The organism is Streptomyces zhaozhouensis (assembly GCF_900230195.1).
In the GTDB taxonomy this organism is placed as follows: domain Bacteria; phylum Actinomycetota; class Actinomycetes; order Streptomycetales; family Streptomycetaceae; genus Streptomyces; species Streptomyces zhaozhouensis.
In genome coordinates this window covers 71,908-96,085 of the sequence record NZ_OCNE01000019.1, presented here as the reverse complement: position 1 = coordinate 96,085, position 24,178 = coordinate 71,908, and the positions used below count along the sequence as shown (strand labels likewise).

The 24,178-nt window shown below is 73.0% G+C and carries 21 protein-coding genes and 1 pseudogene; 14 read left to right on the top strand and 8 right to left on the bottom strand.

What is annotated here, in order from left to right:
• Positions 1–115: 115 nt before the first annotated feature.
• Positions 116–922 (bottom strand): hypothetical protein, encoded by an 807-nt coding sequence (locus tag CRP51_RS22825; protein WP_212615972.1) that lies wholly within the window; start codon positions 920–922, stop codon positions 116–118.
• 41 nt (positions 923–963) lie between these two features.
• Positions 964–1,230: a MoaD/ThiS family protein gene (locus tag CRP51_RS22820; RefSeq protein WP_097233189.1), complete on the bottom strand. Its 267-nt coding sequence runs from the start codon at positions 1,228–1,230 to the stop codon at positions 964–966.
• 326 nt (positions 1,231–1,556) lie between these two features.
• Here CRP51_RS22820 and CRP51_RS22815 point away from each other — a divergent pair, with 326 nt between their 5' ends.
• Both CRP51_RS22815 and CRP51_RS22810 read left to right on the top strand, forming a co-directional pair.
• On the top strand, positions 1,557–2,315 hold the full coding sequence (locus CRP51_RS22815) for a winged helix-turn-helix transcriptional regulator (RefSeq protein ID WP_097233188.1): 759 nt from the start codon (positions 1,557–1,559) through the stop codon (positions 2,313–2,315).
• Positions 2,316–2,423: 108 nt separating this feature from the next.
• Positions 2,424–3,452: a LacI family DNA-binding transcriptional regulator gene (locus tag CRP51_RS22810; RefSeq protein ID WP_097233187.1), complete on the top strand. Its 1,029-nt coding sequence runs from the start codon at positions 2,424–2,426 to the stop codon at positions 3,450–3,452.
• 334 nt (positions 3,453–3,786) lie between these two features.
• On the opposite strand, the gene soxR is transcribed toward CRP51_RS22810, so the two are convergent.
• On the bottom strand, positions 3,787–4,278 hold the full coding sequence (gene soxR, locus CRP51_RS22805; protein ID WP_097233233.1) for a redox-sensitive transcriptional activator SoxR: 492 nt from the start codon (positions 4,276–4,278) through the stop codon (positions 3,787–3,789).
• A 98-nt stretch (positions 4,279–4,376) separates the two neighbouring features.
• On the opposite strand from soxR, the gene CRP51_RS22800 reads away from it, so the two are divergent.
• The 3 genes from CRP51_RS22800 to CRP51_RS22790 are packed head-to-tail and all read left to right on the top strand — an operon-like array spanning position 4,377 to position 6,380.
• Positions 4,377–5,219 carry a metallophosphoesterase family protein gene (locus CRP51_RS22800; RefSeq protein WP_097233186.1) on the top strand — a complete coding sequence of 281 codons (843 nt, stop codon included), beginning with the start codon at positions 4,377–4,379 and terminating at the stop codon, positions 5,217–5,219.
• Positions 5,216–5,890 (top strand): 4'-phosphopantetheinyl transferase family protein, encoded by a 675-nt coding sequence (locus CRP51_RS22795; RefSeq protein ID WP_097233185.1) that lies wholly within the window; start codon positions 5,216–5,218, stop codon positions 5,888–5,890. Before CRP51_RS22800 ends, CRP51_RS22795 begins: the two co-directional genes overlap by 4 nt.
• Positions 5,891–5,939: 49 nt before the next feature.
• The gene (locus CRP51_RS22790) at positions 5,940–6,380 is read left to right on the top strand and encodes a hypothetical protein (RefSeq protein ID WP_141514647.1); all 441 of its coding nucleotides are present in this window, start codon (positions 5,940–5,942) and stop codon (positions 6,378–6,380) included.
• A gap of 120 nt (positions 6,381–6,500) precedes the next feature.
• Here the strand turns inward: CRP51_RS22790 and CRP51_RS22785 are convergent, their stop codons facing one another.
• On the bottom strand, positions 6,501–8,294 hold the full coding sequence (locus tag CRP51_RS22785; protein ID WP_097233183.1) for a bifunctional metallophosphatase/5'-nucleotidase: 1,794 nt from the start codon (positions 8,292–8,294) through the stop codon (positions 6,501–6,503).
• A 148-nt stretch (positions 8,295–8,442) separates the two neighbouring features.
• Between CRP51_RS22785 and mshD the strand changes: the two genes are divergently transcribed.
• The 3 genes from mshD (at position 8,443) to CRP51_RS22770 (ending at position 12,498) form a co-directional block, all read left to right on the top strand.
• Positions 8,443–9,339, top strand: a complete 897-nt coding sequence (mshD, locus tag CRP51_RS22780) for a mycothiol synthase (RefSeq protein WP_097233182.1) — start codon at positions 8,443–8,445, stop codon at positions 9,337–9,339.
• A 161-nt stretch (positions 9,340–9,500) separates the two neighbouring features.
• Positions 9,501–12,071, top strand: coding sequence for an RNA degradosome polyphosphate kinase (locus tag CRP51_RS22775; protein ID WP_170970641.1), 2,571 nt, complete (start codon positions 9,501–9,503; stop codon positions 12,069–12,071).
• Positions 12,055–12,498: an NUDIX hydrolase gene (locus tag CRP51_RS22770; RefSeq protein ID WP_212615971.1), complete on the top strand. Its 444-nt coding sequence runs from the start codon at positions 12,055–12,057 to the stop codon at positions 12,496–12,498. Before CRP51_RS22775 ends, CRP51_RS22770 begins: the two co-directional genes overlap by 17 nt.
• A 348-nt stretch (positions 12,499–12,846) precedes the next feature.
• Here the strand turns inward: CRP51_RS22770 and CRP51_RS22765 are convergent, their stop codons facing one another.
• A complete protein-coding gene (locus CRP51_RS22765; RefSeq protein WP_097233180.1) occupies positions 12,847–13,629 on the bottom strand; it encodes an SAM-dependent methyltransferase in 783 nt (260 codons plus the stop codon).
• 23 nt (positions 13,630–13,652) lie between these two features.
• Between CRP51_RS22765 and mshA the strand changes: the two are divergent.
• Both mshA and CRP51_RS22755 read left to right on the top strand, forming a co-directional pair.
• Positions 13,653–15,005 (top strand): annotated as a pseudogene (mshA, locus tag CRP51_RS22760) (D-inositol-3-phosphate glycosyltransferase); the annotation flags it as partial.
• Positions 14,998–15,519 carry a type III secretion system chaperone family protein gene (locus CRP51_RS22755; protein ID WP_097233178.1) on the top strand — a complete coding sequence of 174 codons (522 nt, stop codon included), beginning with the start codon at positions 14,998–15,000 and terminating at the stop codon, positions 15,517–15,519. The pseudogene mshA and the gene CRP51_RS22755, both read left to right, overlap by 8 nt.
• A gap of 99 nt (positions 15,520–15,618) precedes the next feature.
• Here CRP51_RS22755 and CRP51_RS22750 read toward each other — a convergent pair whose 3' ends face one another.
• On the bottom strand, positions 15,619–18,318 hold the full coding sequence (locus tag CRP51_RS22750) for a SpoIIE family protein phosphatase (protein ID WP_245880751.1): 2,700 nt from the start codon (positions 18,316–18,318) through the stop codon (positions 15,619–15,621).
• A 71-nt stretch (positions 18,319–18,389) separates the two neighbouring features.
• Here CRP51_RS22750 and CRP51_RS22745 point away from each other — a divergent pair, with 71 nt between their 5' ends.
• Entirely contained in the window at positions 18,390–19,148 is a 759-nt protein-coding gene (locus CRP51_RS22745) for a phosphoglyceromutase (protein ID WP_097233177.1), read from the top strand.
• Positions 19,149–19,443: 295 nt separating this feature from the next.
• On the opposite strand, the gene phoU is transcribed toward CRP51_RS22745, so the two are convergent.
• Positions 19,444–20,118, bottom strand: a complete 675-nt coding sequence (phoU, locus tag CRP51_RS22740) for a phosphate signaling complex protein PhoU (protein ID WP_097233176.1) — start codon at positions 20,116–20,118, stop codon at positions 19,444–19,446.
• A 189-nt stretch (positions 20,119–20,307) separates the two neighbouring features.
• Between phoU and phoR the strand changes: the two genes are divergently transcribed.
• A complete protein-coding gene (phoR, locus tag CRP51_RS22735) occupies positions 20,308–21,630 on the top strand; it encodes a two-component system sensor histidine kinase PhoR (protein WP_097233175.1) in 1,323 nt (440 codons plus the stop codon).
• On the top strand, positions 21,627–22,307 hold the full coding sequence (gene phoP / locus CRP51_RS22730) for a two-component system response regulator PhoP (RefSeq protein ID WP_097233174.1): 681 nt from the start codon (positions 21,627–21,629) through the stop codon (positions 22,305–22,307). Before phoR ends, phoP begins: the two co-directional genes overlap by 4 nt.
• 141 nt (positions 22,308–22,448) lie before the next feature.
• On the opposite strand, the gene CRP51_RS22725 is transcribed toward phoP, so the two are convergent.
• Entirely contained in the window at positions 22,449–23,225 is a 777-nt protein-coding gene (locus tag CRP51_RS22725; protein ID WP_097233173.1) for a DUF461 domain-containing protein, read from the bottom strand.
• A gap of 425 nt (positions 23,226–23,650) precedes the next feature.
• On the opposite strand from CRP51_RS22725, the gene CRP51_RS22715 reads away from it, so the two are divergent.
• Complete coding sequence (locus CRP51_RS22715) at positions 23,651–24,133, top strand: CarD family transcriptional regulator (protein ID WP_097233172.1); 483 nt, start codon at positions 23,651–23,653, stop codon at positions 24,131–24,133.
• The last annotated feature ends 45 nt before the right edge of the window (positions 24,134–24,178 follow it).

Here is a 24,178-nt window from a genome sequence, read left to right as displayed (position 1 = left end):
CCCTTACCAGACAGGGGCGCCCATTCCTTGCAGCACGCCCGTTACACGGTTCGCCAGGGACACGCCAGGGAGGTGACCGCCCGCCGGGGCGGCCCCCGGCGGGCCCGCGACCGGGTCAGAGCAGGGCGACGGCCAGCGGATAGACCGCCGGCGCCGCCGCCGTCAGCGGCAGCGCCACCCCGGCGGTGAAGTGGACGAACCGCGAGGGGAAGTCGTAGGAGGCGACCCGCAGCCCGAGCAGGGCGCACGCCCCGCCGGCCGCGCCCAGCGCGAGCGCCGGCGTGCCGATGTCCTGGCCGCTCGCCCACACCCCGACGCCGAAGCCGGCCGCCAGCGCCAGCGGCGACGTCAACGCCGGCGGCCCCGGCAGCGCCCGCACCACCGTCGCCGCCGCCACCCCGCCGGCCGCCACCGCGACCGCCGCGCCCGACACCTCGACGGCGGCCAGCAGCGCGCCCGCCACCACCGTCAGCAGCGTCGAGGCCGAGGTCGCGGTCAGTGAGTCCAGCCGCTCGTCGGACGAACCGCGGTGCCGCAGCTGGAGCACGATCACCAGCAGGAACCACACGCCCAGCACCCCGAGCAGCGCCCCCGGCACGTCGTCCTCGTCCACCGCCAGCACGGCGGCGTCGGCCGCCAGCCCGCCCGCGAACGCCAGCACGATGCCCTGCCGGGCCGGCCACATCCCGTTGAGCCGGAACCAGCCGGCCGCCGTCACCGCCTGGAGCAGCACCACCGCCGGCAGCGCCGCCCACTGCCCGAAGGACGCGCCCGCCGCCAGCAGGCCGGCCAGCACGGCGGTCAGCAGCGCCGGCTGCCACCCCGGGCTGATGATCGGGGAACGGGCCCGGTGCCGCGCCCTCGTCGGCCCCCGGCCGGCCGGCGCCTCGGCGTCCGCTCCCGGTGCGGTCCTCGCGTTCACACTCGCCCTCCTGGCCTGACCGTCCTCCGCGTGCGGACCGCTCATCTCGCACCCCCGGCGAACGGCGGCAGCACCTCGACGGTGCCCCCCTCCGTCAACGCGACCGAGGCGTGCTCCCGCCGGCCGACCTGCGCGCCGTCCACCAGGAAGGCGCAGCGCGCCAGCACCCGGTCGAACTCGGCGCTGTCGGCGTGCCGCCGCCGCGCCGCCGCGAGCGCCTCGGCCAGATCGGCCGCGTCATAGGGTTCCTCCGCCGTGCCGGCCGCCGCCTTGGCCGCCGCCCAGTACCGGATCGTGCCGCTCGCCATCTTCTCCGCTCTCCACCCGCCGCCCGGGAGTTTGTGGTGCCGCCCCATGATGGCCCCTGCCGCGCCCGGCGCACGCCTCCGGCCCACCGGCGGCCCCTCCCGCGCCCCGGCGTGAACGTCGTAACAACGGTGAAACGCGCGAGAAACCGAAGGAGGCCTTCGGGGAGACCAGTGTGATACATGCCCCTGCGCACCCGTCACCGCTTCGGCTATGCTGCTGGACCAGAGGGACCCGGGCGAAGACGCCGATACGGGTCCTTTCGCGCTTTCAGGGCAGAGCCGCTCGACCGTCCCCGCGCCAGGACTGAGGAAGGAAAGCCTTCGAGATGAGTTCGCTGCTACTCCTGACCAACGCGCTCCAGCCGTCCTCCCAGGTGCTCCCCGCGCTCGAACTCCTGCTCCACAACGTGCGGGTCGCCCCCGCCGAGGGCCCCGCGCTGGTGGACGCGCCCAGCTCCGACGTGATCCTCGTGGACGGCCGCAAGGACCTCCCGCAGGTGCGTTCCCTCTGCCAGCTGCTCCGCTCCACCGGCCCCGGCTGCCCGCTGATGCTGATCGTGACCGAGGGCGGCCTCGCCGCCGTCACGGCCGACTGGGGCGTCGACGATGTGCTCCTCGACACGGCGGGCCCCGCCGAGGTCGAGGCCAGGCTGCGGCTGGCCACCGGCCGCCAGCAGCTGACCGCCGACGACAGCCCGGCGGAGATCCGCAACGGCGACCTCTCCGTCGACGAGGCGACCTACAGCGCCAAGCTGAAGGGCCGGGTGCTCGACCTCACCTTCAAGGAGTTCGAGCTGCTGAAGTACCTGGCGCAGCACCCGGGGCGGGTCTTCACCCGCGCCCAGCTGCTCCAGGAGGTCTGGGGCTACGACTACTTCGGCGGCACCCGCACCGTGGACGTCCACGTGCGGCGGCTGCGCGCCAAGCTCGGCCCCGAACACGAGTCGCTGATCGGCACCGTGCGCAACGTCGGCTACCGCTTCGTCGTCCCCGAGAAGGAGAAGGCGGCCGAGAAGGAGCAGGCCCGCGCGGTCACCCGCGAGGCGGAGCAGGTCGTGAAGGAAGCCGCCGCGCGGCGCAACTGACCCTTCATGCACGGTGTTCGCACCGTACCCCGGAGTAACCGGGGTCGGTCGACGGCGGAACGTGATGATCCGTATCCCAAGGGGCGGTTGCGCGCGTAGACTTCCCCCGTGGCCAAGGTGACGCGGGACGATGTGGCGCGACTGGCGGGTACGTCCACCGCCGTCGTCAGCTATGTCATCAACAACGGCCCGCGCCCGGTGGCCGCGGGCACCAGGGAGCGGGTCCTCGCCGCGATCAAGGAGTTGGGGTACCGCCCCGACCGGGTCGCCCAGGCGATGGCCTCCCAACGCACGGACCTCATCGGGCTGATCGTGCCCGACGCGAGACAGCCGTTCTTCGCCGAGATGGCACACGCCGTGGAGCAGGCCGCCGCCGAGCGCGGGAAGATGGTCCTGGTGGGGAACTCGGACTATCTCGACGAGCGCGAGGTCCACTATCTGCGGGCGTTCCTCGGGATGCGGGTCTCGGGGCTGATCCTGATCAGCCAGGGCCCGAGCGAGCACGCCGCCACCGAGATCGACGCCTGGGACGCCCGCGTGGTGCTGCTGCACCGGCGGCCGGAGGCGATCGACGACGTGGCCGTCGTCCTGGACGACATCGGCGGCGCGGAGCGGCTGGTCCACCACCTGCTGGGGCACGGCCATCCGTATGTCGCCTGCCTCGGCGGCGTCGACTCGACGCCCGAGCTGGGCGACCCGGTCACCGACCATGTCACGGGCTGGCGGCGCGCGATGGAGGTCGCGGGGCTCTCCACGGAGGGGCGGCTCTTCAAGGCCCCGTACAACCGCTACGACGCCTACCGCATCGCCCTCGACCTGCTCGCCGGCCCCGACCGCCCGCCGGCGCTGGTCTGCGCCACGGACGACCAGGCGATCGGCGTGCTGCGCGCGGCGCGTGAGCTGCGGATCGACGTGCCGGGGGAGCTGGCGGTCGCCGGCTTCGACGACGTGAAGGAGGCGGGGCTCACGGACCCGCCGCTGACCACGGTCGGCTCCGACCGGGTGGCGATGGCGCGGGCCGCCGTGGATCTCGCGATAGGCGACCACCAGGGCGGCGCCCCGCCGGAGCGGCTGCGCCAGTTCCCCGTGACGCTGCGCCTGCGCGCGTCCTGCGGCTGCCCCGGCACGGACGCCTAGCACCGGCGGGGCGCGGCCGACGACGGTTCTTGCCGGCCTGGGTGGGTTGTCGTGCTCGGCCCGGTGGGTGGTTGCTCGCGCCGTTCCTCGCGCCCCTTTTCGGCCGGTGGGTGGTTTGGGGGTGCGGGGAACTGCGCGATTGCGGGGTGGCGGGGCGCGGTCGACTATGCACGTGCGTGGTTTGGGTGGGTGGTCGTGCTTGCCCCGGTGGTGGGTTGCTCGCGCCGTTCCCCGCGCCCCTTCGCTGTCGGTGGGCGGTTTGGGGGTGCGGGGAACTGCGCGATTGCGGGGTGGCGGGGCGCGGCCGACGACGGGCCTTGCCGGTCTGGGTGGGTCAGGTGCGGCAGCGCCCCCTCGGGGAGCCGTCTTCCAGGAGCCGGCGGGGGCCGCTGCCCTCGCGGGCACAGACGTCGTAGGGGTTGGCCAACATGCAGCTCTCCAGCGACAGGCACCCGCACCCGATGCACTCCGTGAGGTCGTCCCGCAGCCGCACCAGCTGGCCGATCCTCGCGTCCAGGTCGGCCCGCCAGGAGGCGGAGACCTCCGCCCAGTCCGACCGCGTCGGCGTCCGCCCCTCCGGGAGCCGCCCCAGCGCCTCGCGGATGGCGCCCAACGGCATCCCCACGTTCTGCGAGACCCGGATGAACGCCACCCGGCGCAGCGTCTCGCGGTGGTAGCGGCGCTGGTTGCCCGAGGTGCGGCGGCTGCTGATCAGCCCCTGCGTCTCGTAGAAGCGCAGCGCCGACGTCGCCACCCCGCTGCGTTCGGCGAGCTGGCCGATGGTGAGTTCCTTCGCGATCCGTGGCGGCGCGCTCTCGGTGGCCATGGCCGCCATGGTAATCCGCTCCCCCGGGCGGACCCGGGCGGTCCCCGGACGCCATCGGGTAGCGTGGACAACCGTGCGCTGAGGAGGGGGAGTTGCCGATGGGACGCCTGGTCGCCATCAGCGACCTCCACGTTCGGTACCCGGAGAACCGGGCGATCGTGGAGGAGCTGACGCCCGAGTCCGACGACGACTGGCTGCTGGTCGCCGGCGACATCGGCGAGGTGATGGCGGACATCGAGTGGACGTTGACGGTGCTCGCCGAGCGCTTCGCCCGGGTGATCTGGACGCCGGGGAACCACGAGCTGTGGACCCCCAAGGAGGACCCGGTCCAGCTGACCGGCGAGGCCCGCTACCAGCATCTGGTGGCGCTCTGCCGCCGGCTCGGCGTGCTCACGCCCGAGGACCCCTACCCGGTGTGGGAGGGGGAGGGCGGACCCGCGGTGATCGTGCCGCTGTTCCTGCACTACGACTACTCGTTCCGGCCCGCGGGCACCCGCACCAAGCAGCAGGCCATGGCGGTCGCCGAGGCCGCCGGCGTGATCTGCACGGACGAGTACATGATCACGCCGGACCCGTACCCGAACTCCGAGAGCTGGTGCGCCGCGCGCCTGGCCCACACCGAGCAGCGGCTGGCGAACGAGCTGCCCGAGGGGCTGCCGACCGTTCTCGTCAACCACTATCCGCTGGTCCGCGAGCCGACGCGGGTGCTGCGCTACCCGGAGTTCGCGCTGTGGTGCGGCACCGACCGCACCGAGGAGTGGCCGGTCCGCTACCGCGCGGCCTGCGTCGTCTACGGCCATCTGCACATCCCGCGGCTGATCAGGCACGCGGGCGTTCCGCACCAGGAGGTGTCCCTGGGGTACCCCAGGGAGTGGAAGCCGCGCGCCGCCGAGCCCGGCCGACTGGTACCGATCCTGCCGGGAGTGGGGGCCGCACGGTGATCGAGGAGTTGTTGCCACCGCCGCTCGCCGTCGTCGAGTCGTTCGGCGACCCGGAGCAGCCGCCCCCGCTCTTCCCCGAGGAGGAGCGCGCGATAGCGCGCGCGGTCGACGGCAGGCGCCGGGAGTTCACCACCGTGCGCCACTGCGCCCGGCAGGCGCTGGCCGCGCTCGGCGGTCCCGCCGTGCCGCTGCTGCCCGGCGAACGGGGCGCGCCCGGCTGGCCCGACGGCTTTCTCGGCAGCATGACGCACTGCCGTGGCTACCGGGCGGCGGCGGTCGCCCGCGTCGGCGAGGTCGTCGGCGTCGGCATCGACGCCGAGCCGGACGAGCCGCTGCGCGACCGCGAGGTGCTGCGGCTGATCGCGCTGCCCGAGGAGCGCGAGATGCTGGCCCGGCTGGACGCCACCCACCCCGGGGTCTCCTGGGAGCGGCTGCTGTTCAGCGCCAAGGAGAGCGTCTACAAGGTGTGGTTCCCGCTGACCCGCAAGTGGCTCGATTTCGAGGAGGCCCGGCTGGTCATCGACCCCGAGGGCCGCACCTTCGAGGCCGAGCTGCTGGTGCCGGGACCGGTGGTGGACGGCGCGAAGATCCAGAACTTCTCCGGACGCTGGACGTCCGGGAAGGGGCTTTTGGTCACCTCGATTTCACTGTTTCCTGGTTTGCCCGAGTGATACCGCCGCTAGCCTGCCGCTGACCGGTTCGGCGAGCGGAGGTGCCGCGGTGCGAGCACGAAGACTCGGAGTTCGGTGGTTCGGGGGAGCCGTGGCGGCGGCGTGCTGCGTCTGCCTCGCGGCCTGCCTCCCCGGGGACAAGGGGGGAGGCGGCGACGGCGGCGGCCCCACGGGCGAGCCGGCCCGCCCGGCCGCCGCCGGCGAGCTGGACGGCGTCTGGCTCACCGGTGAGGACGAGGACGACTCGATCCTCACGATCAACGACGACCAGGTCTACTTCACCGAGAACCAGAGCGGTGAGGGCGACACCTGCGAGGGCACCGTCGTCAACGGACTGATCCAGTTGGAGAGCTGCGAGCGCAACGGCGGGCGGGTCTTCACGGAGCGCAGCGCGCACGCGCTGCTCCAGGGGGACGACCTGCGCCTGACCTGGGTCTCGGGCGAGCAGGAGACCTACACCCCGATGCTGGACGTCGCCGGCCGGGAGTGACCCGCGGGCGCCGCCAGCGGTACCGGGCGCCGCGACCGTCCCGGGGCCGATCCGCCGCTGAGACGCCGCCGGGGCGCGGTCGGCGGGCACCGACCACGCCCCGGCGTGCTCAGACGGTGTTCACTCCACGACGGTGATCCGGTCGGCGGCCGGCGGGTCGAGCGGCGCCTCGGCCGAGGAGTGGGCGGTCAGGTACTCCGCGAGGGCGGTCATGTCGTCCTCGCCGACCAGCGGGTCGGTGCCCTCGGCCAGCGTGGGGAGCCCGTCGCCGCCGCCCGCGAGGAACGAGTTGACCGCGACCCGGTAGGTGGCAGAGGGGTCCAGCGGCTCGCCGCCCACCGTCACCGAGTCGGCGACGATCCGGTCCGCGCCCGAGGCGGTGAGGTCCAGCGTGTAGGAGAAGCCCTCGGAGGGCTGGAGGATCTTCGGCGACTCCTCGTTCTCCCCGGAGACCTGCTCGGTCAGCACGGTCAGCAGTTGCTCGCCGGTGAGGTCGAGCAGGTTGACCGTGTTGGCGAACGGCTGGACCGTGAATCCCTCGCCGTAGGTGACGACCCCGTCGCCCTCGTCGCCCGAGGCGGCGTAGGTGAGGTCGGCGCGCACCCCGCCCGGGTTCATCAGGGCCAGGTCGGTCGACTCGTCGAGACTCCGCGCGTGCGCCAGTTGCGCGTCGGCGATCAGGTCGCCGGCGGGGAACTCGGGGGTGCCGGCGCCGCGGCCTGGGATGTCGGCGGAGATCCAGCCGATCGGCTCGTTGGCGATCGGGTCGGCCAGCTCGCGCCAGAAGTCGAGCAGTTCGGTCATCTCGTTGACCGGCTCACGTTCCCGGTCGACCGCCACGTTGCTTCCGGTGACCGAGGTGCGCACGATGTCGCCCGAACGACGGTCGTAGGACATCGACAGCTCGGTGAAGAGCCGCCCGTTGGAGGCGGCGGAGGTCACCAGCCGGTCGTTGCCCTCGGGGTCGGGGACGGCGCAGACGTAGGGCTGGTGGGTGTGGCCGGTGATCAGCGCGTCGACGCCGGCGTGCGTCCGCTCGGCGATCTCCACGATGGGGCCCGAGAGGTCGCCGCCGTCGACGTCGCACTCGGCGTTGTACGCCTCGGCGGCCGGGTAGCCGCCCTCGTGGACCAGCGCGATCACCGCGTGGACGCCCTGGCGCTCCAGCACCTCGGTGTAGTGGTTGATCGTCTCGACCTCGTCGAGGAACTCCAGGCCCTCGATGCCCTCCTGGGTGACGATGTCGGCGGTGCCCTCCAGCGTCACGCCGATGAAGCCGACCTTGACGCCCCTGAGGTTCTCCACCGCGTAGGGGGCCATGACCGGCTCGCCGGTGTCCTCGTCGACGACGTTGGCCGCGAGATAGGGGAAGTCGGAGCCCTCGAACGTACGGTCCTCCGTGTAGCAGCCGTCCTCCGGGTGGCAGCCGCCCTCCTGGAGGCGCGTCAACTCGTCGTAGCCCTCGTCGAACTCGTGGTTGCCGACCCCGGCGTAGTCCAGTCCCAGTCCGTTGAGCGCCTCGATGGTCGGCTCGTCGTGGAAGAGACCGGAGAGCAGCGGGGTCGCGCCGACCATGTCGCCGGCCGCCACGGTGACGGAGCGGCGCTCACCCTCCCGCGCCTCGGCCAGCGCGCCGGCCAGGTACTCGACGCCGCCGGCCTCGATGGTCTCGGTGGTGCCGTCCTCGTGCTGGTGCAGCAGCTCCCCGTCCGAACCGCCGGGCGGCTCCAGGGCGCCGTGCAGGTCGTTGAGGGCGAGCACCTGGAGATCGACGGTGGGTCCGCCCCCGTGGTGCGGTCCGCCGCCGCGCTCCTCGGAGTCGGCGTGCGCGCCGGGCGCGGTGAGCGCCAACGCGCCGGCGGCCGCGACCGCGAGCGCGCTCCCGGCGATTCTGTACCTGTGACGTGACTGCATGGTGGACGAGGTCCCTCTCGACGATGGTGCGACGAAGGTGGGGGTGGGATCCAGCGCACCCTAGCCGTTACGCGCGTAGCGCGTCAGCGCCTCGGGCGTAACGACGAAGTGAAGGGAAATCCGCCTCGCGGGGCATAGAGTCGCTGGCATGACCGAAGTCGTGGTGCGGGACGAGGTGTCGGGGAACGAACTGGCCCTGGTGGAACGGCTGATCGAGGAGGCGGCCCGGCGCGACGGGCAGCCGGCGGTCTCCGAGCAGGGCCGGCTGCTGCTGCGCGGCGGCGCGCGGGAGGGCGTGCGCCATCTGCTGCTGCGCGAGGGCGACGAGCTGCTCGGCTACGCGCAGTTGGACGGGACGGACACGGTGGAGCCGCCCTCCAGCGAGCTGGTCGTCGACCCGGCGCGCCGGGGGCGGCGGCTCGGGATGACGCTGGGGCAGGCGCTGTTGCGGGAGTCGGGGCACCGGCTGCGGCTCTGGGCGCACGGTGCGCACCCGCCCGCGCGCCGGCTCGCGCGCCGGCTCGGGCTCACGGAGTTCCGCGAACTCCGCCAGCTGCGTCGGCCGTTGGCCGACCTCGACCTGCCGGACCCGGTGCTGCCCGAGGGCGTGACGGTCCGCGCGTTCGTCCCCGGCGTGGACGACGGCGCCTGGCTGGCGCTCAACGCGGCGGCGTTCTCCCACCACCCCGAGCAGGGCTCGCTGACCCAACGCGACCTGGACGCGCGGAAGTCCGAGGAGTGGTTCGACCCGGCGGGGTTCTTCCTCGCCGAACGGGACGGGGCGCTGCTCGGCTTCCACTGGACCAAGGTGCACGCCGCCGAACGGCTCGGCGAGGTCTATGTGCTCGGCGTCGCCCCCGAGGCCCAGGGCTCCGGCCTCGGCCGCGCGCTGACCACGGTCGGGCTGCGCCACCTGGCGGCGGACCGGGGGCTGCCGACGGCGATGCTCTACGTCGACGCGGACAACGCGGCGGCGGTCCGCGTGTACGAGTCCCTGGGGTTCCGCACGCACGAGACGGACGTGATGTACCGCACGGAGACCTAACCGGTCGGGCTTTCCGGAGCGACCACCCGTCGTGTCCGTCGGGCCCGGGGTCCTCCGTGGCCCGTTACTCGGCATTCGCGCAGTTCCCCGCCCCCCCGGGGCCACCCATGGGCGTGGTCCTCCGGGGGTGGAGCAACCGTTCTCCGGGGTACTGTCCGAATATGAGTGGTGGTGGCAGGCGGGAGGGTTACCTCTCGGAGGCGGACCGGCGGCGGCTGGCGCGAGCTGTGGTGCTCAAGGGCTGGTCGCTGCGGCGCGCCGCCGCCAAGTACGGGGTCTCGCCCCGCACGGTGAAGCGCTGGGCCGAGCACTACCGCCCCGAGCTGGACGGCGGCGCGGGTTCGACCCCCGCGAGTAACCCGGGCGTCGTGTCCCGTTCGCCCGGATGGCGGGAGAATGGCGACATGACCTCCACCGCGCACAACGGGCGCACCGCCGTGGAAGCCGAGCGCACGCCATCCGGCGCGAGCCCCCGCTCCCCGCTGCCCGACCAGCGGCTTCCCGACACCCCCGTGAGCCCCGGGGAACACGCCGAGCTTCTCGCGCTGGGAGAGCTCGGCGAGCTGGCCGACGGTGAGTCCCCCTCCGTGCTCGACGCGGAGCTGGTCGGCCGCGCCACCACCGCCGCCGCCGAGCCCCACGACGACCCGGACGGCGCGCTGCCCCCGCTCCCGAAGGACCGGTTCCTCGACCGCGAGCGCAGCTGGCTGGCGTTCAACGAGCGGGTCCTGGAGCTGGCCGAGGACCCGAGCACCCCGCTGCTGGAGCGGGCCAACTTCCTGTCGATCTTCGCGAGCAACCTCGACGAGTTCTTCATGGTGCGCGTCGCCGGGCTCAAGCGGCGGATCGCGACCGGCGTCGCCACCCGTTCCCTCACCGGCCGCACCCCCCGCGAGGTGCTGGAGGACATCTGGGGCGTCGCCAGGGAGCAGCTGGCCCGGCAGGCCACCTGCTACCAGCGGGAGGTCAACCCGCTCCTCGCCGAGCAGGGCATCCACCTGCTGCGCTGGCCCGATCTGGCCGAGCACGAGCAGACCGCGCTGTTCTCGCTCTTCCGCAAACGGATCTTCCCCGTGCTGACCCCGCTGGCGGTCGACCCGGCGCACCCGTTCCCCTACATATCCGGGCTCTCCCTCAACCTCGCCGTCGTGGTGCGCAACCCGGCCACCGGTCACCGGCACTTCGCCCGCGTGAAGGTCCCGCCGCTGCTCTCCCGCTTCCTTGAGATCTCCCCGCAGCGCTACGTCCCCGTCGAGGACGTCATCGCCGCCCACCTGGAGGAACTCTTCCCCGGAATGGAGGTCCTCGCCCACCACGTCTTCCGGGTCACCCGCAACGAGGACCTGGAGGTCGAGGAGGACGACGCGGAGAACCTGCTCCAGGCGTTGGAGAAGGAACTGCTGCGCCGCCGCTTCGGGCCGCCCGTGCGCCTGGAGGTGGAGGAGTCCATCGACTCCGAGGTGCTCGACCTGCTGGTGCGGGAGCTGAAGATCCGCCGCGAGGAGGTCATCGCCGTCCCCGGGCCGCTGGACCTGACCGGGCTCGGCTCGATCGCCCGGCTCGACCGGCCGGAGCTGAAGTACCCCAAGTTCGTCGCCGGCACCCACCGCGACCTCGCCGAGGTGGAGTCCGCCTCGGCCCCCGACGTCTTCGCCGCGCTGCGCGAGCGTGACGTGCTGCTGCACCACCCGTACGACTCGTTCTCCACCTCGGTCCAGCGCTTCCTCGAACAGGCGGCGGCCGACCCCGACGTGCTGGCCATCAAGCAGACGCTCTACCGCACCTCGGGGGACTCGCCCATCGTCGACGCGCTGATCGACGCCGCCGAGTCCGGCAAGCAGGTGCTGGTGCTGGTCGAGATCAAGGCCCGCTTCGACGAGCACGCCAACATCAAGTGGGCCCGCAAGCTGGAGGAGGCCGGCTGCCACGTGGTGTGGGGGCTCGTCGGCCTGAAGACGCACTGCAAGCTCTCCCTGGTCGTGCGCCAGGAGGGCGAGGAGCTGCGCCGCTACGCCCACGTCGGCACGGGGAACTACCACCCCAAGACGGCCAGGGTCTACGAGGACCTCGGGCTGCTCACCGCCGACCCGGACGTGGGCGCGGACCTCTCCGACCTGTTCAACCGGCTCTCCGGCTACTCCCGCAGGGACAACTACCGCCGGCTGCTGGTCGCGCCGCGCTCGCTGCGCGAGGGGCTGGTCTCCCGGATCGGCCGCGAGATCGAGAACCACCGCGAGGGCCGCCCGGCCTGGGTGCGCTTCAAGTCCAACTCGATCGTCGACGAGGCCGTGATCGACGCCCTCTACCGCGCTTCCCAGGCCGGCGTCCCGGTCGACATCTGGGTGCGCGGCATCTGCGCGCTGCGCCCCGGTGTCCCCGGCCTCTCGGAGCACATCCGGGTCCGCAGCGTGCTGGGCCGCTTCCTGGAGCACTCGCGGGTCTACTCGTTCGCCAACGGCGGCGACCCCGAGGTGTGGCTGGGCAGCGCCGACCTGATGCACCGCAACCTGGACCGGCGGATCGAGGTGCTGGTGCGGGTCGCGGACCCGGCGCACCGTTCGACGCTGACCCGGCTGCTGGCCACCGGCACGTCCGACCGGACCGAGTCCTGGCACCTGCACTCGGACGGCCACTGGGAGCGGCACGCGACCGACTCGGTCGGGCAGCCGCTGCGCCGGGTGCAGGAGACCCTGATCGACGCGCGGAGGAAGCGGCGTGCCACGGGAAGCTGACGGCGCCCTCGGGGCGCCGGTGATCCTGGCCGCCGGCTGCGTGCTGTGGCGGGCGGCGGCCGACGGCGGGGTCGAGGTCGCGCTGGTGCACCGGCCGCGCTACGACGACTGGTCGCATCCCAAGGGCAAGCTCGACCCGGGCGAGACGGCCGCGGCGGCGGCCCGCCGCGAGGTGCTGGAGGAGACGGGGATGCGCTGCGAGCTGGGGCGCACGTTGAGCACCCAGCGCTATTCCCTGCCCGGGGGGCTTCTGAAGCGGGTCGACTACTGGCTGGCGCGGGTGACGGGTGGCCGCTTCCTGCCCAACGAGGAGGTGGACGCGCTGCGTTGGCTCCCGGCCCCGGAGGCGGGGGACCACCTGACCTATCCCCAGGACCGCGCGCTGCTGGTCGAGGCGGCGGGAGCCCTCCGCGGGGGCGGGGCGTAGCCCCGGCGGGCCGCGGTCGACGACTCACGTGCGTGGCTTGGGCGGGTTGTCGTCGTGTCCTCGGTGGTGGGTTGCTCGCGCAGTTCCTCGCGCCCCTTTTCGTGCCGGTGGGCGGTTTGGGGGTGCGGGGAACTGCGCGAGTGCTGGGTGGCGGGGTGGGGTCGACGACTCACGTGCGTGGCTTGGGCGGGTTGTCGTCGTGTCCTCGGTGGTGGGTTGCTCGCGCAGTTCCTCGCGCCCCTTTTCGTGCCGGTGGGCGGTTTGGGGGCGCGGGGAACTGCGCGAGTGCTGGGTGGCGGGGTGGGGTCGACGACTCACGTGCGTGGCTTGGGCGGGTGGTCGCCCCGGTCAGCCCGCCGCAGGCGCCAGCGCGGGCCACGCGACCGTCACCTCGCCCTGGCGCCAGCGCCGTGGCCCGTCCGTCAGCGGCCAGTCCGCGCGCAGCGCGCCGACGGCGCGCAGCCAGCGCTGGCGCACGCCCAGCGGCGCGTACGCCGCGGCGGAGGCCCACGCCCGGTCGAAGTCGCGCAGGAAGGCGTGCACCGGCTCACCCGGCACGTTCCGGTGGATCAACGCCTTCGGCAACCGTTCCGCCAGGTCGGACGGCGCGCCCAGGGACGCGAGCCGGGCCGCGAAGGTCACCGTGCGGGGCCCCTCGGGGCCCAGCGCCACCCACACGTGGCGGCGGCCGATCTCGTCGCAGGTGCCCTCGACCAGCAGCCCGTCCGGCGCCAGCCGGGAGCACAGCGAGGCCCACGCCCCGGCGACCCGTTCCTCGTCGTACTGGCGCAGCACGTTCGCCGCCCTGACCAGCGTGGGCCGTTCGCCGCCCGGCAGTGCCAGCTCGAAGCCGCCGTGCGCGAACGTGAGCCCCGGCTCTGCCCACGGGCCGGCGGCGGCGACCCGTTCGCGGTCGATCTCCACGCCGACCACCCGCACGTCGCGGCGGACCGCGCGCAGCCGGCGCAGCAGCTCGACCGCGGTCCAGGGCGCGGCGCCGAACCCCAGGTCGACGGCGAGCGGCCGGGCCGCCCCGCGCAGCGCGCCGCCGTGGGTGGCGGCGATCCAGCGGTCCATCCGCCGCAGCCTGTTCGGGTGCGTCGTCCCCCTGGTCACCTGCCCCTCCGCCATGCGAGGGAGCGTAACCCGCGCGCGGGAACAGCCGCGCACGTCGCACGGTTGTACCGGGGAGGTCCGCCGCCACCTTCGTTCGAGGAGCCCCTGTGCCGCACATCCGCCGGGTAGCGATGTTCAGTGTGCACACGTCACCGCTCCACCAGCCGGGCACCGGTGACGCGGGCGGGATGAACGTCTACATCGTCGAGTTGGCCCGCCAGCTTGCCGCGCTCGGTACCGAGGTCGAGGTCTTCACGCGGGCCACCGAGGGCGGCCTCGACCCCTGCGTCGAGCTGGCCCCCGGCGTCCTGGTGCGGCACATCGACGCCGGCCCCTACGAAGGGCTGAGCAAGGAGGAGCTGCCGGCGCAGCTCTGCGCGTTCACCCACGGGGTGACCCAGGTCTGGGCGGCGAGGGCGCCCGGCTACTTCGACCTGGTGCACTCGCACTACTGGCTCTCCGGGCACGTCGGCTGGCTGGCCGCCGAGCGCTGGGGCGTCCCGCTGGTGCACGCCATGCACACCATGGCCAAGGTGAAGAACGCGGCGCTGGCCACCGGCGACACCCCCGAGCCGGCCGCCAGGGAGATCGGCGAGACCCAGGTCGTGCGCGCCGCCGACCGGCTGATCGCCAACACGGCGGAGGAGGCCGGCCAGTTGGTGCGCCACTACGACGCCGACCCGGCGCGCACCAGCGTCGTCCACCCGGGGGTCAACCTGGAGGTGTTCCGTCCCGCCGACGGCCGGGCGGCCGCCCGCCGCCGGCTGGGGCTGCCGGAGGACGCCGTGGTGCTGCTCTTCGCGGGGCGCATCCAGCCGTTGAAGGGGCCCGACATCCTGCTGCACGCCGTGCGCGAACTGGTCGACGCCGATCCGGGGCTGCGCGAACGGCTGGTGGTGCCGATCGTGGGCGGGCCCAGCGGCACGGGCCTGGCCCGCCCGGAACGCCTGCGGAAGCTCGCGGTGCGGCTCGGCATCGCCGACCTGGTGCGGTTCCGGCCGCCGGTCGCCCAGGACCGGCTCGCCGACTGGTACCGGGCGGCCAGCGCGCTGGTGATGCCGTCCTACAGCGAGTCGTTCGGGCTGGTCGCGGCCGAGGCGCAGGCGTGCGGCACGCCGGTGGTGGCGGCGGCCGTCGGCGGGCTGCCGGTGATCGTGGGGGAGGGGGAGACGGGGTTCCTGATCGACGGCCACGACCCGGCGGAGTTCGCCGGCGCGCTGCGCCGCTTCTGCGACCACCCCGGGCTCGCCGACCGGCTCGGCGAGGCGGCGCAGCGGCGCGCGGAGCGGTTCGGCTGGGGCACGGCGGCGCGGGAGACCCTGGAGGTGTACGGGGCCGCGCGTGAGGAGCGGCGCTTCGCCGCGTCCGGCCTACGATCGGCGCATGGCTGACGCAGACCCCGCGACGACCCAGGACGCGACCCAGGACCCGGCCCGCGCGATCGAGGAGGCGCTGCGTGAAGCCGGCGCGGACTGGGAGAGCCCGGACCCCGGCCACTACGTGGTCTCGCTGCCCGGCACCCGCAAGCTCACCACCACCTGCTCCCTGGTGGTCGGGCAACACGCGCTGTCCGTCAACGCGTTCGTGGTGCGTCGCCCCGACGAGAACCACGAGGCGGTCTACCGCTGGCTGCTGGAGCGCAACACCCGTCTCTACGGCGTGGCCTACGCCGTCGACCGGCTCGGCGACGTCTATCTGACGGGGCGGCTGCCGCTGGCGTCGATCACACCGGCGGAGGTCGACCGGCTGCTGGGGGTGGTGCTGGAGAACGCGGACGGCTCGTTCAACACGCTGCTGGAGCTGGGGTTCGCGTCCGCGATCCGCCGCGAGCACGCGTGGCGGGTGGCGCGCGGCGAGTCCACCCGCAACCTGGACGCCTTCCGCCACCTGACCGAGGGCCGGTAGCGGCACCCCACCCGGACGGTGCGGCTCCGAGGCCGTCCTCGCCCCGGTCACCGGGGTGCGGTCGACAACCCACCCTGACCGACCGCCACCGCCGTCGCTTCACCCCGAAGCCGCCGGAGGCACCCGCTGTTCGGCCCAGATGACCTTGCCCTCCCTGCCGTGCCGCGTCCCCCACCGGTGCGCGTAGTGGGAGACCAGGAAGAGCCCCCGCCCGCCCTCGTCCGTCATCGCCGCGTTGCGGACGTGCGGTGAGGTGCCGCTGCGGTCCGACACCTCGCAGATCAGCGACCGGTCGCGCAGCAGCCGCACCCGGATCGGTCCTACGCCGTGCCGCAGCGCGTTCGTCACCAGCTCCGTGACGATCAGCGCCGTACCGAACGCGGCCGAGTCCAGTCCCCAGCCGGCCATCGCCTCCGCGACCCTGACCCGGCTGGCCGGGACCGCCGAGGAGTCCTCCGGGACCTCCCACTCGGCGACACGGTCCGGCGCGAGCCTGCGCGTCCTGGCGATCAGCAGCGCCACGTCGTCCGTGGGATGCGCGGGCAGCATCGCGGCCAGCACCGCCTCGCAGGCCGGTGCCGGTGCCGCGGGGGCGTCGGCCAGGACGCGGCCGAGCCGCGCCAGCCCCTCGTCGATGTCACGGTCCCGCGACTCCACCAGCCCGTCCGTGTAGAGCCCGATCCTGGTGCCCTCCGGCAGTTCGAGCGTGACGGTCTCGAACGGCATCCCCACACCCACGCCCAGCGGCGGGTGGGCCGGCAGGTCGGGGAGTTCCACGGTGCCGTCCGGGTAGGCCAGCACCGGCGGCAGATGCCCGGCGCGGCCCAGCACGCAGCGGCCGTCCACCGGGTCGTAGATCGCGTACAGGCAGGTGGCGCCGGTGATCGGGCCGGTCGGGTCGAGGCCGCCGTTCTCCTCGCTGCGCTCGGCCAGCTCGTCGAGCCGCCCCAGCAGGTCCTCGGCCGTCAGGTCCAGCGCCGCGAAGTTGTGCACCGCCCCGCGCAGCAGTCCCATCGTGACGGCCGCGTGCAGGCCGTGGCCGACGATGTCGCCGACGACGAGCGCGACCCGCGCCCCCGACAGCGGGATCACGTCGAAGAAGTCCCCGCCGACGCCCGCCTGCGCCGGCAGGTACCGGGAGGCGGCGACGACGGCCGACTGCGGCGGCACATCCGTGGGCAGCAGGCTGCGCTGGAGCGCCTCCGTCATGTCGTGTTCCCTGGTGTACCGGCGCGCGTTCTCCACGCAGACGGCGGTCCGCGCGGCCAGCTCCTCGGCCAGCGACAGGTCGTCCATGTCGAACGGTTCCGGCCGGTCGGGGCCGCGCCAGAAGCCGGCGAGGCCGACGACCACGCCCCGCGAGACCAGCGGCGCGGTGATCAACGAGTGCAGCCCGGCGTCCAGCGTCCGCCGCGCGAAGGCGCCGTCGCCGCAGCGCCACCACTCCTCGGCCGCCAGGTCGGCGGTCAGCACGGGCCGGCCGGACAGCAGCTCCGCGACCTGCGGCGCGTCGCCCTCCAGCCGGAAGGGCGTGCCCGCCGGGTGCAGCGGCGCGGCCGAGCCAGGGGGGCCGACGGCGGCTCGCCGGACCCGTTCCTCCGCGCCGACGGCCTCCTCGCCGCGCAGCACCGCCTGGGCGAGGTCCACGCTGACGAGGTCGGCGAAGTCGGGCACCGCCACCTCGGTCAGCTCCTCGGCGGTCCGCCGCACGTCCAGCGTGGTGCCGATGGCGACGCTGGCGCGGTAGAGCAGCGCCAGCCTGCGCTGGGCGGCCTCGGCCTGCCCGCTGAGCACCCGCATCTCGGTGGTGTCCCGCAGCGTGGTGACCGTGCCCGGACGGTCGCCGCCGTCGTGGATCAGCCGGTGGTTGACGGTGATCAGCCGGTCGCCCCAGAGGTGCACCTCGTCGGTCGCCTCCCGGTCGGAGGCCAGCAGCCGCACCGTCCTGCGGTCCAGGCCCAGCTCGTCCACGCGCCTCCCGGTCGCGTCCCGCCCGAGCTGGAGGAGCCGTTCCGCCTCCTCGTTCACCAGCGTCAGCCGCTGCTCGGTGTCGAGGATCAGCACGCCCTCGCGCACCGCGTGCAGCACCGCGTCGTGGTGCTCGTACATGCGGGTGATCTCGGCCGGGCCCAGGCCCCTGGTCTGCCGCAGCAGGCGCCGGCTGACCAGCGCGGTCCCGCCGGTGACCAGCGCGACGGCCACCAGCGCCGAGCCGACGGCCAGCGGCAGCTCGTCGGAGATCAGCAGGTTCACGGTCCGGACGGTGACGCCGGCGCTGACCATCCCGACGGTCTCGCCGTTCTCGTCCTCCACGGGAACGGTCGCCTGGTGCAGCGGGCCGAGCGTGCCCTCCAGCGACTCGGTGACGGTCTCCCCGGCGCGCACGGGGTCGAGGCTGCCGACGAACTTCTTGCCGATCCGGTCGGTCTTCGGGTGGGTGTAGCGGACGCCCTCGTAGTCGAGCACCACGATGAAGTCGACGTCGGAGCCCTTCCTCGCGGCCTCGGCGCGCGGCTGGAGCAGCCGGGTGGGGTCCTCGGACTCCAGCGCCTCGACCAGGCCGGGCCCGTTGGCGAACGCCTCGGCCGCGCTGAGGCTGCGCTGGATCGCGGCGTGCGTCTTGTCGCTGCGGGACTGGAGGATCAGCGCGGTCACGGCGGACGCGGCCAGCAGCAGGACGATGACCAGCTGGATGATGAACATCTGGCCGACCACGCTGCGCCCGCTGAGCACCGACCCGAAGGCCCGCCCGCGCATCCGGCGGAGCCCGTCGAGGACGGAACGGAGGATTGCCCGCATTTTTCCACTCTGCACCAAGCGGCGTCCGGGGGCCGGGTTTCCGCCTCCGGACGCTCGTCTACGCTCGGCACATGGCCGACGCACCGTACAAGCTGATCCTGCTCCGCCATGGCGAGAGCGACTGGAACGCGAAGAACCTCTTCACCGGGTGGGTGGACGTCAACCTCACCGAGAAGGGCGAGAAGGAGGCCGTTCGCGGCGGTGAGCTGCTGAAGGACGCCGGGCTGCTGCCCGACGTGCTGCACACCTCGCTGCTCAAGCGGGCCATCCGCACCGCCAACCTGGCGCTGGACGCCGCCGACCGCGCCTGGCTGCCGGTCCACCGCTCCTGGCGGCTGAACGAGCGCCACTACGGCGCGCTCCAGGGCAAGGACAAGGCGGCCACCCTCGCCGAGTTCGGCGAGGAGCAGTTCATGAAGTGGCGCCGCTCCTACGACACCCCGCCGCCCGAGCTGGCCGACGGCGCCGAGTGGTCGCAGAGCGACGACCCGCGCTACGGCGGCATCCCCAGCGAGCTGCGTCCGCGCACCGAGTGCCTCAAGGACGTCGTCGAGCGGATGCTGCCCTACTGGTACGACACGATCGTCCCCGACCTCGACGCCGGCCGCACCGTCCTCGTCGCCGCCCACGGCAACAGCCTGCGCGCGCTGGTCAAGCACCTCGACGGCGTCTCCGACGAGGCCATCGTCGGGCTGAACATCCCCACCGGCATCCCGCTCCTCTACGAGCTGGACGCCGACTACCGCCCCCTGACCCCCGGCGGTCGCTACCTCGACCCCGAGGCGGCCAAGGACGCCATCGCCGCCGTGGCCAACCAGGGCAAGAAGTAGCCGGGCCCCGACACGGACGAGCCCCTGTCGTCGCCCGCGCGCGGGCGACGACAGGGGCTCGCGCGCGTCAGCCGCAGTTGCCTCCGCACTGGCAGGAGGAGCCCGACTGGCAGCCGCAGCTACAGCCGGAGCCGCAGCCACAGGCGCCCGGTGGGGTCGGAGAGACGGCCATGGGTGAGTCCCCTCTTCGGCGGTGTGTCCCCCTCATTGGATGTCCGCACCACCCGGGAGCGTCAACGGCGCAGCGGCAGCGCGCGGGCGTGCGCCCCCGCGCGAACCCGACGGCGCGCGAGACTCAGGCACCCGCCTCCGGCTCCGGCGTGAACTCGTCCGCGTGCTCCCCCGTGACCAGGAACACCACCCGCCGCGCGATCGACACCGCGTGGTCGGCGAACCGCTCGTAGTAACGCCCCAGCAGCGTCACGTCCACGGCGGTCTCGATGCCGTGGTTCCACCGGTCGTCCAGCAGATGGCTGAAGAGCGTCCGGTGCAACGAGTCCATCTCGTCGTCGTCCTGCTCCAACTGCATCGCCAGCTCGACGTCCTTGGTCAGCAGCACCTCCGTGGCCTTGGCCATCAGCCGCTGCGCCAACTGCCCCATCTCCAGGATGGTCGCCGACAGGTCGCGCGGCACGGCCGAGTCGGGGAAGCGCAGCCGCGCCACCTTCGCCACGTGCTGCGCCAGGTCGCCACAGCGCTCCAGGTCGGCGCTCATCCGCAGGCTGGTCACCACGATCCGCAGATCGGTGGCGACCGGCTGCTGCCGCGCCAGCAGCGCGATCGCCGCGTTCTCCAGGTCGCGGTGCATCTCGTCGACCTTGTCGTCGGCCTCGATCACGTTCTCGGCCAGCCGCAGGTCGGCGTCCAGCATCGCGGTCGTGGCCCGCCCTATCGCGGAGCCGACGAACCGCGCCATCTCGACCAGGCTGTCGCTGATCGCATCCAGTTCCTCGTGGTACGCGTCACGCATGACTGTCCTTCCTCACCCGACACATCCCGAACACATAGCTTGCCGCGTCTCACGCTCTGTCCGGAAAGCAGCCGTTTCCGCCCCGTCAAGTGAACCATCGCTGTCACCAAGGTGAACTCTCCCAGGCGTCCGGACGAGCATCTTCGGTCAGCCCTGTGGCACCGGGCCCGCGCGGCATAACCTGAGGATATGGACGTGAACGCGGCGGTCGCCGCAGTGGCGGCGATCGCCGGTCTGTGCACCGGCGTGGTCGCCATGCTGGCGTTCCGGCTCAGCGAGCGCGAACGGCGCGGACGTCCCCCGCGCGGCGCGCAACCGCCGGAGCCCACGCTCCCGCCCGGCGTCGACACCGTCCTCTCCGTGCTCCGCTCCTCCGCGGTCGTGCTGGACGAGTGCGACGCCGTGCTCAAGGCCAGCTCGGCCGCCTACGCGCTGGGTCTGGTCAGGGGCGGCCGGCTGGCCGTCGAGCCGATGCTCAAGATGGCCAGGGACACCCGCAGGGACGGCGAGATCCGGCAGCTGGAGCTTGACCTCCCGCGCCGCGACCGTCCAGGCCGCGCCGACCTGCTCGCCGTCTCCGCACGCTCCGCCCCGCTCGGCGCCCGCCTGGTGCTGCTGCTGGTCGAGGACCTCACCGAGGCCCGCAGGATCGAGGCGGTCCGCAGGGACTTCGTCGCCAACGTCAGCCACGAGCTGAAGACCCCGGCCGGCGCGCTCTCCCTTCTCTCCGAGGCGGTGCTCGACGCGGCGGACGACCCGGAGGCCGTCACCCGCTTCGCCGGCCGGATGCAGAACGAGGCGACCCGGCTGACCAACCTGATCCAGGAGCTGATCGACCTCTCCCGGGTCCAGGACAACGACATGCTCAGCCAGGCGGAGCTGGTCTCCGTCGAGGAGCTGGTGACCGAGGCGATCGACCGCTGCCGGCAGCAGGCCGACGGCAAGGGGATCACCATCGCCTCCGGAGGCACCGCCGACCTCTCCGTCTGGGGCAACCGCGGCCAGCTCGCCGCCGCCCTGGGCAACCTGGTGGAGAACGCGGTCAACTACAGCCCCCCGCACACCCGGGTCGCCATCGCCGGCTCCCTGGTGGCCTCGGCCGGCGGGGAGCAGGTCGAGATCGCCGTCACCGACCAGGGCATCGGCATCCCCGAGACCGACCGGCAGCGGATCTTCGAACGCTTCTACCGCGTCGACCCCGCGCGCTCCCGCGCCACCGGCGGCACCGGACTCGGCCTGGCCATCGTCAAGCACGTGGCCGCCTCGCACGGCGGGGAGGTCCTCGTCTGGAGCGCCGAGGGCCAGGGCTCCACCTTCACCCTGCGCCTGCCGGAACCCGGCAGCGCCCGAGAACGCCATCTGGCCGTCCGCCGGGACCGGGACGGCCTCGGCGGCACCCTGCACGAACCCGCCGAGTTCCCCGAACAGGCCGAGCTCGCCCCCGAGGCCGACGGCCAGGCGGACACCCAGTCCACCCGCACCAACGAAACCGCCCGGGAGGCCCTCCCGTGACCCGAGTGCTCGTCGTCGAGGACGAGGAGTCGTTCAGCGACGCGCTGTCGTACATGCTCCGCAAGGAGGGCTTCGAGGTCGCCACGGCGGCCACGGGGCCCGAGGGGCTGGACGAGTTCGAGCGCAACGGCGCCGACCTGGTGCTGCTCGACCTCATGTTGCCCGGGCTTCCCGGCACCGAGGTCTGCCGCCAGCTGCGTGGCCGTTCCAACGTCCCGGTCATCATGGTGACCGCGAAGGACAGTGAGATCGACAAGGTCGTCGGCCTGGAGATAGGAGCCGACGACTACGTGACCAAACCCTTCTCGTCCCGCGAACTGGTGGCCCGCATCCGTGCGGTGCTGCGTCGCAGGGGGGAGTCGGAGGAGGAGAGCCCGATCGCCCTGGAGGCCGGGCCCGTCCGGATGGACGTCGACCGCCATGTGGTCACCGTCGCCGGACGGAAGGTCGACCTGCCGCTCAAGGAGTTCGACCTGCTGGCGATGCTGCTGCGCAACGCCGGCCGCGTGCTGACCAGGATGCAGCTGATCGACCGCGTCTGGGGCGCCGACTACGTCGGCGACACCAAGACCCTGGACGTCCATGTGAAGCGGCTGCGCGCCAAGATCGAACCGGACCCCGGCGCCCCCCGCTACCTGGTCACGGTGCGCGGCCTCGGCTACAAGTTCGAGCCCTGACGGCCCCTTCCCCGCGCTCCCCGACGCCCCCGGGCCGACGAGGGGCGCGGGGGCCGACCCCCGCCACGCGATCGCCGGGCCCCGGACGGCTGCCGTCCGTGACCCGGCGATGAAGCGAACCGCGATCCGCGGTCAGCGCGGTCAGTCCTGCGCGTCCACACCGTCGGCGGCGGCGCCGTCACCCTGGGCGTCGGCGTCCGCCTCCTCCTCGGTGCCGGCGCCGGCGTCGTCCCCGGCGCCCTCCGCACCTTCGGTGCCTTCGGTGCCCTCAGCGCCCTCGTCGGCGGCATCGCCTTCGGCGTCCCCGGCACCCTCGGTGCCCTCGGCGCCTTCCTCGTCCTCGGTGCCCTCAGCGCCCTCGGTGCCGTCCTCGGTGCCCGGCTCCTCCTCCACGGGGATCTCCTCGGCCGGCGGCGCCCACGCCTCGTAGTAGGCGAACGCGCCGGAGGCCGGCACCACCCGCGCCGAGAGGTCGATCTCGCCGGTCTCGCTCAGCAGGAAGACGAGCTGCTGCGCGTTGCCCAGCCGCACCTCCGCCGCCTCGGTGTCGGCGACGACGGCCGTCGCGTTGCCCTCGCCGCCCAGCGCGACGGAGCCGCCGGCCGGCACGGTGACGCTGGTCTCACCCTCGGCGGGGGTCAGCTCCAGCCGTTGGCCCGAGTCGCCGAGGCCGATGGCCTCCAGGGTCTGGTCCTCGGTGCCGTTGTTGATGAGCCGGGCGCTCAGCCCGGCGCGGTCCTCGCCCTCCGGCAGGATGACGTTGACGCTCTGCACCTTGATGTCGTCGACATGGGCGGACGCGTTGTCCGGTCGGACGTTGTTGGTCTCCGCGTCGACTCCGGCCCCGCAGGCCGTCGCCGCGAACAGCGGGAACGCGAAGAATGCGGCGGCCACGCCGCGTCGAAGGCTGCTGCTCACGGCGGCGGCATCTCCTCGGACGGTCTGGATGATCTACTTCGGCCGCCTCAGGGTACCGAGTCACTCGGACGGTCCTGCACCCGGGCCGGTCTCCGGCGAAGTGAAATGGCGATCAAGAGGCTTTCCGTTGATCAATTCTTCGGGTTCCGGGACACACCGAGCACGGCCATTCTGTCAACCGTGACAAAACGGACAGCTTTCCATCTTCGGGGGAACTTCTTTCCCTTGTCTCCGGCCGTCCGGCCAGAACTTCCAGGTTTGGCAAACCGGGCCCCCACCTGCGGATACCCGCCGCCGAGGCGCGCCCGAAGCACGTCACTGGCGCCCTTGTCAACCCCCGAGATGCGGCCTGACCTGCGGAAACGTCATTCAAAGGCGCGTTCCGCCGTGTTAGGATGGAGAGCCACGGAAGGGGTACCTGTCACATGACGTTCAAGGTTGGCGACACCGTGGTCTATCCCCATCACGGCGCCGCGCTGATCGAGGCCATTGAAACTCGCCAGATTAAAGGCGTGGACAAGACTTACCTGGTGCTCAAGGTCGCTCAGGGCGACCTTGAAGTGCGTGTGCCGGCGGAAAACGCCGAACTCGTCGGTGTGCGCGACGTGGTTGGTCAGGACGGACTGGACCGGGTCTTCGAGGTGCTGCGCGCCCCGTACGCGGAGGAGCCGACGAACTGGTCGCGCCGTTACAAGGCCAATCTTGAGAAGCTCGCCTCCGGCGATGTCATCAAGGTCGCCGAGGTCGTCCGCGACCTGTGGCGTCGCGAGCGTGAGCGCGGCCTCTCCGCAGGTGAGAAGCGTATGCTCGCCAAGGCCCGGCAGATTCTGGTCAGCGAGCTGGCCCTGGCCGAGTCCACCAACGAGGACAAGGCCGAGTCGCTGCTGGACGAGGTTCTCGCTTCCTGAGAAGTGCCGTACGGCACGCGCCTCTTCGTTTTCCGGCTTTCTCTC

Excerpts from the sequence above, each read along its gene's own strand:
- CRP51_RS22820 (WP_097233189.1), bottom strand. The coding sequence starts at position 1,230 with ATGGCGAGCGGCACGATCCGGTACTGGGCGGCGGCCAAGGCGGCGGCC.
- CRP51_RS22815 (WP_097233188.1), top strand. The coding sequence starts at position 1,557 with ATGAGTTCGCTGCTACTCCTGACCAACGCGCTCCAGCCGTCCTCCCAG.
- soxR (WP_097233233.1), bottom strand. The coding sequence starts at position 4,278 with ATGGCCACCGAGAGCGCGCCGCCACGGATCGCGAAGGAACTCACCATC.
- CRP51_RS22800 (WP_097233186.1), top strand. The coding sequence starts at position 4,377 with ATGGGACGCCTGGTCGCCATCAGCGACCTCCACGTTCGGTACCCGGAG.
- CRP51_RS22785 (WP_097233183.1), bottom strand. The coding sequence starts at position 8,294 with ATGCAGTCACGTCACAGGTACAGAATCGCCGGGAGCGCGCTCGCGGTC.
- mshD (WP_097233182.1), top strand. The coding sequence starts at position 8,443 with ATGACCGAAGTCGTGGTGCGGGACGAGGTGTCGGGGAACGAACTGGCC.
- CRP51_RS22775 (WP_170970641.1), top strand. The coding sequence starts at position 9,501 with ATGAGTGGTGGTGGCAGGCGGGAGGGTTACCTCTCGGAGGCGGACCGG.
- CRP51_RS22765 (WP_097233180.1), bottom strand. The coding sequence starts at position 13,629 with ATGGCGGAGGGGCAGGTGACCAGGGGGACGACGCACCCGAACAGGCTG.
- CRP51_RS22755 (WP_097233178.1), top strand. The coding sequence starts at position 14,998 with ATGGCTGACGCAGACCCCGCGACGACCCAGGACGCGACCCAGGACCCG.
- CRP51_RS22750 (WP_245880751.1), bottom strand. The coding sequence starts at position 18,318 with ATGCGGGCAATCCTCCGTTCCGTCCTCGACGGGCTCCGCCGGATGCGC.
- CRP51_RS22745 (WP_097233177.1), top strand. The coding sequence starts at position 18,390 with ATGGCCGACGCACCGTACAAGCTGATCCTGCTCCGCCATGGCGAGAGC.
- phoU (WP_097233176.1), bottom strand. The coding sequence starts at position 20,118 with ATGCGTGACGCGTACCACGAGGAACTGGATGCGATCAGCGACAGCCTG.
- phoR (WP_097233175.1), top strand. The coding sequence starts at position 20,308 with ATGGACGTGAACGCGGCGGTCGCCGCAGTGGCGGCGATCGCCGGTCTG.
- CRP51_RS22715 (WP_097233172.1), top strand. The coding sequence starts at position 23,651 with ATGACGTTCAAGGTTGGCGACACCGTGGTCTATCCCCATCACGGCGCC.